The organism is Vibrio sp. V33_P6A3T137 (assembly GCF_009904835.1).
Lineage (GTDB): Bacteria > Pseudomonadota > Gammaproteobacteria > Enterobacterales > Vibrionaceae > Vibrio > Vibrio metschnikovii.
Map to the genome: position 1 here is coordinate 1 of NZ_WXWK01000121.1, position 7,679 is coordinate 7,679.

Genomic DNA, 7,679 nt, shown 5'->3' on the forward strand with positions numbered 1-7,679 from the left:
CGAATTGATAATGAAAACTCTCCTTCAATTTTCTCGGATAAAAGATGAAGCATCGGAATGCTTTACTAAAGACACTCTACATTTAATTACGACTATTATAACGGAATTATTCGTCAAAAATCCGCCATTACACTATGACACATGTGACTTTGCAAAAAGAATATTTGATAAGCTGGGATGTTCATCTCAGGAGGCTCAGTTTATTCAGAAAAGGCGTGATGAGTTAATGGAAGAGTTAAAAGCATACAGCATTGACAGTAAACCAGAAAAAATAACAGATTGGATTTTTTAAGTGATATTTCAATTTAAAACACTCCCCAGCACATAATCATTAGATAAAGTAAGGAAAAATAAGTGTTACGAATTGTTTAGGGCTATAGCCCTAAATTATTTTGGGGCAGAAACTTGCTAGCAGGCTATCGAATGCTCAACGAAGTAAAGCTGGATCGAGTCGATTCTCAATCGATAAAATTGAGAGCGATTCAAAATAGTTTTAACTTAGCATCCACAACCACCCCGATGATACGGCAGTTTCCATTCACTGACATGATAGGGTAGTTGGTATTTAGAGGTTTTAGAAAGCGCTGCCCAGCATCAAGGACCAGCTTCTTGAAAGTAGCCTCGTTGACATCTTCTAGCTTCGCAACCACCAAGGAGCCATTTTCGTGATCGCGCTCGGTATCCACTAACACTAATGTTCCTTCGGGAAAGCTAACTCCTGTTGCAGAGGTCATCGAGTCGCCTTCTACCTTTAACCAAAAACAGCGATCGCTGGTTCTCTCTGTGGTTTCATGCCACTCACTAATATCTGCTAGGATGTAAGGCTCACAAGCTTCTGTCCATGCTCCCGCCTGAACTGAGCTAAGCACAGGAAAGCACGCCTTATATACAGGTTGAATATCCACCTTAGACACGTTAGCTATTACTTGATCGGGATATTCTAAAGTCCCGTCAGAGTGCAAAGTTAATGAATCGAGTTTTAATGCTTTTAGTATTTTCGCGATCTGTTCTAAGGAAGGCTCGCGCCTTTTATTTAGCCAATGACCCATCCCGCCAGGAGTTACTTCAACTAACTCGGCCAATTTTTCTTGGGTTATCCCCATTTCTTTTATTCTGGATTTTACCAGATTTGTCCAATTCATTTTCATACTCTTAAATATACAAAATGTACAAAAACAGGCAACGCACACAATGTACATTATGTTGATGGTTTTGTGTACATAATGTATATTTATGGTTTGGCGCTACCGGAGGTGGAAAAATGCAGCAAATTAGAGAGATAAGAAAAAAGGTAAATATCTCTGTTAATGACCTAGCTGAAATGATTGGAACTGAGCCAGGTGCCGTTTATCACTATGAGTCAAATAGAAGGACTCCGGATTTCAATCAGTGCTGGAAGATTGTTAATGCCCTAAACCAACTCGGCGCACATTGTTCATTCGATGACGTATTCCCCAACCCAAAACATAAAAATAGTTTAACCACAAGCAAGCCGCTAGACGGCCCCTATCAAAAGGTAACGACCAATGAAAGTGACCAACATCCTAGAAAAAATCGAGAACTTAAAGATAAACCGCACGGTCGGCATGGAAGGACTGCCGTTTGACAAAGTGCGGGTTGCACAAATTAAGACACGTTTTACTTATGGTGAGAGTGCGTTTCTTTCCGCGATAGCTAATGAAGTCAGCGCTCAGAAAGCGGTGCTTTGTAATGTGTTGGTGATCGAGGCGGTGATCGCGCTTTTAAACAGTGAGCCTGATTTAAAAGATCGGGTAATGAGTGCATGGGAAAAAATGGGAGGTGAACGGCTGGATTTCTTCGAACAACTCGAAAACCACAAACCATATACCGTGAATGGTGATTATACCGTCATTCACATCTCTTCATCACACGATCGCGGGGTTAAATATCAACATGAGCAATAACACGGTAGGGCAGGCGAGAAAGCCTGCTCTTAATCATAGCGATTTTGTGGAATTAGTCGTTGAGCAAGCCGCTATTTACTCTGGCGAACGCCGCGATCAGATCCGCGCAAGAATGGCTGAACAAATGCTAGGGTCGGGGACTGATAATCCCTTTGATTTTTCGAGGAAAGTTGAAGGAGTGCACTGATGCGCTTTTCCCTATTTATTAATCAAGCTAAAGCGATGGAATGGGGGCTGAATGTTCAGCAGGCCATTCTATTTAGCTACTTACATGATCTCCCCACGTGGGGGAAATGTACGGTCATTAATGGGGAGGCATTTTGGTGGTCAGGCAAAGATAAAGTCATTTGTGAGCTTCCTATCCTGACGGATAAGCCTGATACGGTGAAAAGACATATGGCCGCACTTGAAAAGGCAGGCTTAATTGAACGTATCACTCATCAAAATCGCCCTCTTGTTCGAATAACAGACAAAGGAAAACAGTGGAATAAACATGAAGGAGGTGGGGAAAATAATCCCGACCAAGGCGGGGAAAATATCCCTACTAGGTCGGGAGAAAAATCCCCACTAGGTAGGGAAAAAAATCCCGCATATAAGAATACCAGTGATCAGAGTACCAAGATCAGTAAAGAAAAAAGTAAACCAAAAAAACCAGAATTGGATTTTTCTTGCTGGCCATCACCTCCGAGCGATCAAGTCTTCCGTGACTGGAAAATCATGCGCGACAAAAAACGAGCGCCCATCACTCAAACCGTGATCAACCGACTGGCATCAAAACTCTTCGAGGCACACCAACGACTCGGCATGAGTGTCGATGATGTACTAGGCCTTTGCGCTGAACGAGGCTGGCAAGGCTTTGAAGTGGATTGGATTGAACGCCTTGTGCCAATCGCCCCAACGATGACAGCGCAGAACTCGCCACCTAAAAAACTGCCTCGACTCGATTGCTGGCCAAAACTGAGCCCCTCGGAGCGGTTTCGGCAGCAACTGATTGAGCAAGGGAAAAAACCAACGTTTTGATTTTAAAGGTAACGACCAATGACCATTAATTTTACCGATGAAGAATATCGGCTCATGCGAAACGAGCTGAAAGCGAATGCAATAAATTCACTCATTCGATTGATGCCGATGGAACGGGGAGACGCCATCTTCTACATTTCGCGAGTTTGCAATGTGTCTTACGGAGCGGTTCGAGAATGGACCAAAAACGGTGCACCAAGTAAACACGTCAACACGCTACTCGAGCTTGCCAAAAGTCACGATATACGGATTTACCGTTATCAGCTGTTACCCACAAGAGCCGTGGTGAATCACTGGCTGAATTGGTGTTATGACATCGACAAGGACAGACACGTTTCGAAGCAGCTTTTTCAGCATTGGAAGGCGAGCATGAAAAAGGGGCGGGTAGCATGAGTTTAGAGCAGTGGAAGCGTAGCAAGTACGCTGAGCGGATCAATTTCAGTTCCTCACAGTTTGGTCGAGTCGTCGCGGTCATGGTGACCAGTGGTGGTTGGCATACGCTGCGTGAGATTGAAGAGATGATCCACGCGCACTATCCAGACAGGGATACCCAAGCGGCCATTTCTGCAAGGCTTCGAGAAGTCAGTCCCTCAAAACACGGGTTAGTGAAACAGAAAAACTTGCAAGTGGTGAACAAAAAACAGGTGTGGCGCTATCGTCTAGTTCCGGCACAGACCGTCTGGCAAGTCGCAGAGAAAATCGGGGTGGAAGTATGATTAAGTCTCGTTTGTTATCGATGTTTTTTATTGTGTCCATTGTTGCTATTGCAACGGGATTCTTGCTTAGCAACGCTCAACTGTCCGATGGGTGGAAAGCAATAGGCTCTTATGTTTGCGCATGTGTTTCTGCATATACGCTGTATTGCATTTCGGGTGAATCTCAGCGTAACGATCGGGAAGATGACGAATGAGCCTATCTCTTGTTCGAAGCAAAACGGGAGGATTGGCCCCTCTCTCACCAGAAGATGATGAAATATTAAAACGCTACCGCGTTGGTGATGTGATTGAGTTTCCCAAGCTACCTAATAAGGTTCGAAATCCGCAATTTCATCGTAAATACATGGCGCTACTCAAGCTAGGTTTTGACTATTGGGAGCCAATAGGTGGCACGTTATGCCCAAGCGAAAACAAGCTGCTGGATAACTATACCGGCTTCTTATCTGAGCTACTGGGTTATGAAGACGTGCTTGAGGAATGCCAAAAAGCATTCACGACTAAGTTGAGAGAAAAAAGATCTAGCTATGCGACGGAGAAAAGTTTTCTTGCTTATCGACGTTGGGTCGTTGTGGAGGCTGGCTTCTACTCGGTGATCATGCTTCCGAATGGGGCTATTCGCAAAGAGCCGAAATCCATCAGCTTTGCCAACATGGATGATCACGAATTTAACGAGCTTTACCGTGCCTCATTCAATGTGATTTGGAATCAAATTGTAAGGCCAGGCGGTTATCTCGGCAGTGAAGCAGAGATGGAAAATGTGGTGGATCAGATGTTGGGGTATGTATGACACTTGTTCGTAGTAAAAAAATCATGCAGTCGGCGCGCGGTAAGCCATGCACATTGCGCTTAGTGGGTATTTGTAACTTCAATCCTGAAACTACAGTGGCTGCGCATATTGGTGTTCGCCGAGGTATGGGAATTAAAGCCGGTGACAACATGGTGGTTTACGCTTGCTCTGATTGCCATGCCGAGATTGATCGACGAGGTAGGGAGGCTTATGCCGCAGACAAGCTAAGAGCGGTGGAAGAGACTCAAGAGAGCATGATTGAACAGGGGCTTTTGGCATTTTCATGAATCCTTATGATATTGAGAAGATAGCCGGAAAGCATGTCACGATGGTTGGTGATAAGGCTAAGCGTAAAGTGCGCGAGATAGAAACCGCTGAGTGTCGAGCGTTTTATCAATGGGCGCAAAATACGGTGATCGACAAGATTATGATTGCTGACTATCTCACTCACATTCCCAATGAGGGGAAGAGAGGCCCAAAAGCGCGCAAAGACTTTATCGAGATGGGCGGCACTTCCGGTTATGCCGATTATGTATTTGATGTGGCCAGATGTGGTTACCACGGCTTACGCATCGAAATGAAAGCGCCAGAACCCTACCGTTCAACTATCTCTGACGCGCAAAAGGCAATGAGTGAAAAACTCATCAAGCAAGGGTATCTCACCGTATTTCCGAAGGGTGCTGAGCAAGCAAAACAAGTAATTATTGAGTATATGACAGGTGATCTATGAATTATGCCGTGGAATTGTTGAGCAAGTTACACTCCCCCAAGCCAATATTCATCGAAAGAAAATCAGGACGAACACGGTTAACGCCAGATGTGATACTCGGGGCGATATCAACAGAGCTGCATGGGTATCCTGTAGGACGGGTGATTATTGAAGCGCGTTATCTTAACGACCTTGCTGCAGAGAAAACCCTGTCTGCGCATATTCTCGATAAGGTAAAGCAAGAGCACGTTGCTCACGCTTCAATTGTTGCGCATATCGTTTATTGCCTAGTAATGCAAAAACCGCTTCATTCTCAGCGCGTTAAATTACGTTCCTTGCATAAGCAATATGGAGGAAGGGCAAGACGCTCTCAAAAGCTTATTTCAACATGGCGCGAGCGCATTAAATCTATGGAGCGTTCAGGTAATGCTAAGTTGCAGTACATGATAGATAGGCATCTTGATGACATCGAAAAAGAAAAGCAGCAGCTTTTATCCTATGCAGAGCTAAAAGCAAGTCAGTCCCTGAGTTGCCCAAAGTGCGGTGGGACTGGCATTAGCGCCAACAAGGGATGTGATGCGTGTGATGGGATTGGTTATTTTAAACCAACGCGAGAGCGCATTTACTCAGAGTTTAGACAGATGGGAGCGCGTATCACTGAGCAAGATTTTACGCGAACCTATCAGCCGGTGATCACCGATCTTGTTTCGTTTTATTGTCAGTGCGAGCTAAATGCAGCAGATGCGCTAGAAAACAGACTGATGGCAGAAAGGACGGTGCTTTAGGGGATATAAGCGGAGTATTTGGGCTTAATATGTGACCTGTTGCACTTATTTTGAATATTCTAGTTTCACAATTAATTCAACTGATGGAATATTCTGTCCGTAAGCTTATTTGATAATTATGTTATATATCAATAGCTTGTGCTTTTTTGGTTCAAGAAAACAATATTGTGATAAGAGGGCTGTAGATACTTCGAATGAAACAGTGCACTACGGTCAATAGAGTCTTTTAGGGAGGAGAGCTAAGGGGACGTTTTGACGCTCCAAAAGCAGAGTTGAAAGACCAAATGCAAGTGAATGGTTGAGGTGTTCGCTAGGCATGTCATTTTTGTTATGTGTTTGTTTTTATTAGTTAAGATGAACTGTGTGGCCTTGATGTTGTGTTGTTCAAATCTTAACAGGACGTTATATTCAATTAATCTTTGGAGTGGAAATGAAAAAATTACTTTTTGTACTGCTTTCAGTACTTTCTTTTAGTTCTGTTGCACAACTGTATACAGCTTCAGGATCGATACATTCGGTTCGTGTTCATCATATGTCTGAACCTACCAGAAATTTTCTGTTGCTGTATGTGATGCATGAATTTACAAATGCAGGAAACTGTAAAGTTAACTCAGATGGGTACGTCATACTCAATGTTACTGACGAGAGAATGTTACAAGTGGCTATTACTGCAAAGGCTTCATCACTTGGGGTAACGGTTGGTGTTGATGATGACTATCCAGATGATGATGGAAACTGTACACTGAAATGGATAGATGTATAAAATAAATACAACAAAATAGAGATTCATAACGCATGGCATTTTTGTCATGCGTTTCTTTTTGTGGTTACGCTGTTATGCGGAAACTTGATAGTAGCGTTGTCTGCCCCTGAACCGGGCGTTAAGTGCCAAAGATTGGGTTAACATCCATACTCTTATGTAAAATACGGACGACTCTAATCTGTTGGCTGCCCGTTTGCTGATAAAAAATCACATGGCTACCTTGAGGAAATTTACGGTAACTATCTCGAATTTCATCACATGATTTGCCGATGTCGGGATTTTCAGCCAAAAGCCAAAATGAATCGTCAAATTGCTTTAAGTAGATGTTTCTCTGCTCTTTGCCCCAACGGCGTTGAGTAAATAAAGCGATATCACGCAAATCGGTTTTGGCTGCAGTTGTAAGATTAAATGGTTTCATCGATTAGTTTCACTATCAAGTTCATTGATGAAACTATCAAGGTCATAATCAGCGTCACCACTTTGTTCACCTTCAACAAGTAGTTGACGGAGAGTCTGCAGTTTAGTCTCTTGGTTTTCGAGTAAACGCAAAGCTGAGCGAATAACTTCACTTGCAGAGCCATAACGCCCACTTTGAATTTGGTTTGTAATAAAACCATCAAAGTGTTCACCAAGGGTAATACTTGTGTTCTTAGCCATAAATTTATCCCCAAAAGTACCAATAAGTACCTAATTATGGTATTAAATGGCTTCAAAGGCAAGGCGCATACAAACGCTTCAAGAGGGACAACCAACGCGCGGTATTTTTACTATGCGTTGGTTTTTGTGGTTACGGTGTTATGCGGAAAGTTGGTAGTAGCGTTTCGGCCTACTTAATGGGCGTTATGCATTCTGGGTTCTTAACGAATATCATACCTCAAAGAATAGAAATCTTTCATCATATATAATATGTGTTTGATAATTAATAATTTTTATGTTTTATGGTGTTTTTAAATTAATTAAAGAGGGTCGTATTA

Annotated in this window: 15 protein-coding genes; 12 read left to right on the forward strand and 3 right to left on the reverse strand. The window is 43.1% G+C overall.

Annotation, left to right across the window (positions count from 1 at the left end; all coding sequences use genetic code 11):
* On the forward strand, positions 1-292 hold a 292-nt coding region (locus CAG60_RS16665), incomplete at its 5' end, for a hypothetical protein (protein WP_237667777.1).
* Between the two features lie 190 nt (positions 293-482).
* On the opposite strand, the gene CAG60_RS11565 is transcribed toward CAG60_RS16665, so the two are convergent.
* Positions 483-1,142 (reverse strand): LexA family protein, encoded by a 660-nt coding sequence (locus CAG60_RS11565; protein WP_337247114.1) that lies wholly within the window; start codon positions 1,140-1,142, stop codon positions 483-485.
* A gap of 119 nt (positions 1,143-1,261) precedes the next feature.
* Here CAG60_RS11565 and CAG60_RS11570 point away from each other — a divergent pair, with 119 nt between their 5' ends.
* The 11 genes from CAG60_RS11570 to CAG60_RS11620 all read left to right on the forward strand — a co-directional run bounded on the left by CAG60_RS11570 (position 1,262) and on the right by CAG60_RS11620 (position 6,705).
* Entirely contained in the window at positions 1,262-1,606 is a 345-nt protein-coding gene (locus tag CAG60_RS11570; protein WP_110167330.1) for a helix-turn-helix transcriptional regulator, read from the forward strand.
* On the forward strand, positions 1,527-1,925 hold the full coding sequence (locus tag CAG60_RS11575) for a hypothetical protein (protein WP_161426204.1): 399 nt from the start codon (positions 1,527-1,529) through the stop codon (positions 1,923-1,925). Before CAG60_RS11570 ends, CAG60_RS11575 begins: the two co-directional genes overlap by 80 nt.
* Positions 1,915-2,112, forward strand: a complete 198-nt coding sequence (locus tag CAG60_RS11580; protein WP_161426203.1) for a hypothetical protein — start codon at positions 1,915-1,917, stop codon at positions 2,110-2,112. The genes CAG60_RS11575 and CAG60_RS11580 overlap by 11 nt, the downstream gene beginning before the upstream one ends.
* Positions 2,112-2,945, forward strand: coding sequence for a hypothetical protein (locus CAG60_RS11585; RefSeq protein WP_161438972.1), 834 nt, complete (start codon positions 2,112-2,114; stop codon positions 2,943-2,945). The genes CAG60_RS11580 and CAG60_RS11585 overlap by 1 nt, the downstream gene beginning before the upstream one ends.
* Before the next feature lie 18 nt (positions 2,946-2,963).
* Positions 2,964-3,338 carry a hypothetical protein gene (locus CAG60_RS11590; RefSeq protein WP_161438973.1) on the forward strand — a complete coding sequence of 125 codons (375 nt, stop codon included), beginning with the start codon at positions 2,964-2,966 and terminating at the stop codon, positions 3,336-3,338.
* Positions 3,335-3,661 carry a hypothetical protein gene (locus CAG60_RS11595; protein WP_161426201.1) on the forward strand — a complete coding sequence of 109 codons (327 nt, stop codon included), beginning with the start codon at positions 3,335-3,337 and terminating at the stop codon, positions 3,659-3,661. The genes CAG60_RS11590 and CAG60_RS11595 overlap by 4 nt, the downstream gene beginning before the upstream one ends.
* A 190-nt stretch (positions 3,662-3,851) precedes the next feature.
* On the forward strand, positions 3,852-4,448 hold the full coding sequence (locus CAG60_RS11600; protein WP_161438974.1) for a DUF1367 family protein: 597 nt from the start codon (positions 3,852-3,854) through the stop codon (positions 4,446-4,448).
* Positions 4,445-4,735 (forward strand): nuclease domain-containing protein, encoded by a 291-nt coding sequence (locus CAG60_RS11605; protein ID WP_161438975.1) that lies wholly within the window; start codon positions 4,445-4,447, stop codon positions 4,733-4,735. Before CAG60_RS11600 ends, CAG60_RS11605 begins: the two co-directional genes overlap by 4 nt.
* Positions 4,732-5,178: a VRR-NUC domain-containing protein gene (locus CAG60_RS11610; RefSeq protein WP_161426198.1), complete on the forward strand. Its 447-nt coding sequence runs from the start codon at positions 4,732-4,734 to the stop codon at positions 5,176-5,178. Before CAG60_RS11605 ends, CAG60_RS11610 begins: the two co-directional genes overlap by 4 nt.
* Complete coding sequence (locus tag CAG60_RS11615; protein ID WP_161438976.1) at positions 5,175-5,942, forward strand: TIGR02642 family protein; 768 nt, start codon at positions 5,175-5,177, stop codon at positions 5,940-5,942. The genes CAG60_RS11610 and CAG60_RS11615 overlap by 4 nt, the downstream gene beginning before the upstream one ends.
* A gap of 430 nt (positions 5,943-6,372) precedes the next feature.
* Positions 6,373-6,705 (forward strand): hypothetical protein, encoded by a 333-nt coding sequence (locus CAG60_RS11620; protein ID WP_161438977.1) that lies wholly within the window; start codon positions 6,373-6,375, stop codon positions 6,703-6,705.
* A gap of 118 nt (positions 6,706-6,823) precedes the next feature.
* Here the strand turns inward: CAG60_RS11620 and CAG60_RS11625 are convergent, their stop codons facing one another.
* Together CAG60_RS11625 and CAG60_RS11630 are read right to left on the reverse strand one after the other, a co-directional pair.
* Positions 6,824-7,123 (reverse strand): type II toxin-antitoxin system RelE/ParE family toxin, encoded by a 300-nt coding sequence (locus tag CAG60_RS11625; protein ID WP_161438978.1) that lies wholly within the window; start codon positions 7,121-7,123, stop codon positions 6,824-6,826.
* Positions 7,120-7,362 carry a type II toxin-antitoxin system ParD family antitoxin gene (locus tag CAG60_RS11630; RefSeq protein ID WP_002044787.1) on the reverse strand — a complete coding sequence of 81 codons (243 nt, stop codon included), beginning with the start codon at positions 7,360-7,362 and terminating at the stop codon, positions 7,120-7,122. Before CAG60_RS11630 ends, CAG60_RS11625 begins: the two co-directional genes overlap by 4 nt.
* Between the last annotated feature and the right edge of the window lie 317 nt (positions 7,363-7,679).

Coding starts and splice junctions, on each gene's coding strand:
- CAG60_RS11575 (WP_161426204.1), top strand. CDS start 1,527: ATGAAAGTGACCAACATCCTAGAAAAAATCGAGAACTTAAAGATAAAC.
- CAG60_RS11585 (WP_161438972.1), top strand. CDS start 2,112: ATGCGCTTTTCCCTATTTATTAATCAAGCTAAAGCGATGGAATGGGGG.
- CAG60_RS11600 (WP_161438974.1), top strand. CDS start 3,852: ATGAGCCTATCTCTTGTTCGAAGCAAAACGGGAGGATTGGCCCCTCTC.
- CAG60_RS11630 (WP_002044787.1), bottom strand. CDS start 7,362: ATGGCTAAGAACACAAGTATTACCCTTGGTGAACACTTTGATGGTTTT.
- CAG60_RS11595 (WP_161426201.1), top strand. CDS start 3,335: ATGAGTTTAGAGCAGTGGAAGCGTAGCAAGTACGCTGAGCGGATCAAT.
- CAG60_RS11570 (WP_110167330.1), top strand. CDS start 1,262: ATGCAGCAAATTAGAGAGATAAGAAAAAAGGTAAATATCTCTGTTAAT.
- CAG60_RS11610 (WP_161426198.1), top strand. CDS start 4,732: ATGAATCCTTATGATATTGAGAAGATAGCCGGAAAGCATGTCACGATG.
- CAG60_RS11615 (WP_161438976.1), top strand. CDS start 5,175: ATGAATTATGCCGTGGAATTGTTGAGCAAGTTACACTCCCCCAAGCCA.
- CAG60_RS11625 (WP_161438978.1), bottom strand. CDS start 7,123: ATGAAACCATTTAATCTTACAACTGCAGCCAAAACCGATTTGCGTGAT.
- CAG60_RS11605 (WP_161438975.1), top strand. CDS start 4,445: ATGACACTTGTTCGTAGTAAAAAAATCATGCAGTCGGCGCGCGGTAAG.
- CAG60_RS11590 (WP_161438973.1), top strand. CDS start 2,964: ATGACCATTAATTTTACCGATGAAGAATATCGGCTCATGCGAAACGAG.
- CAG60_RS11565 (WP_337247114.1), bottom strand. CDS start 1,142: ATGAATTGGACAAATCTGGTAAAATCCAGAATAAAAGAAATGGGGATA.
- CAG60_RS11620 (WP_161438977.1), top strand. CDS start 6,373: ATGAAAAAATTACTTTTTGTACTGCTTTCAGTACTTTCTTTTAGTTCT.
- CAG60_RS11580 (WP_161426203.1), top strand. CDS start 1,915: ATGAGCAATAACACGGTAGGGCAGGCGAGAAAGCCTGCTCTTAATCAT.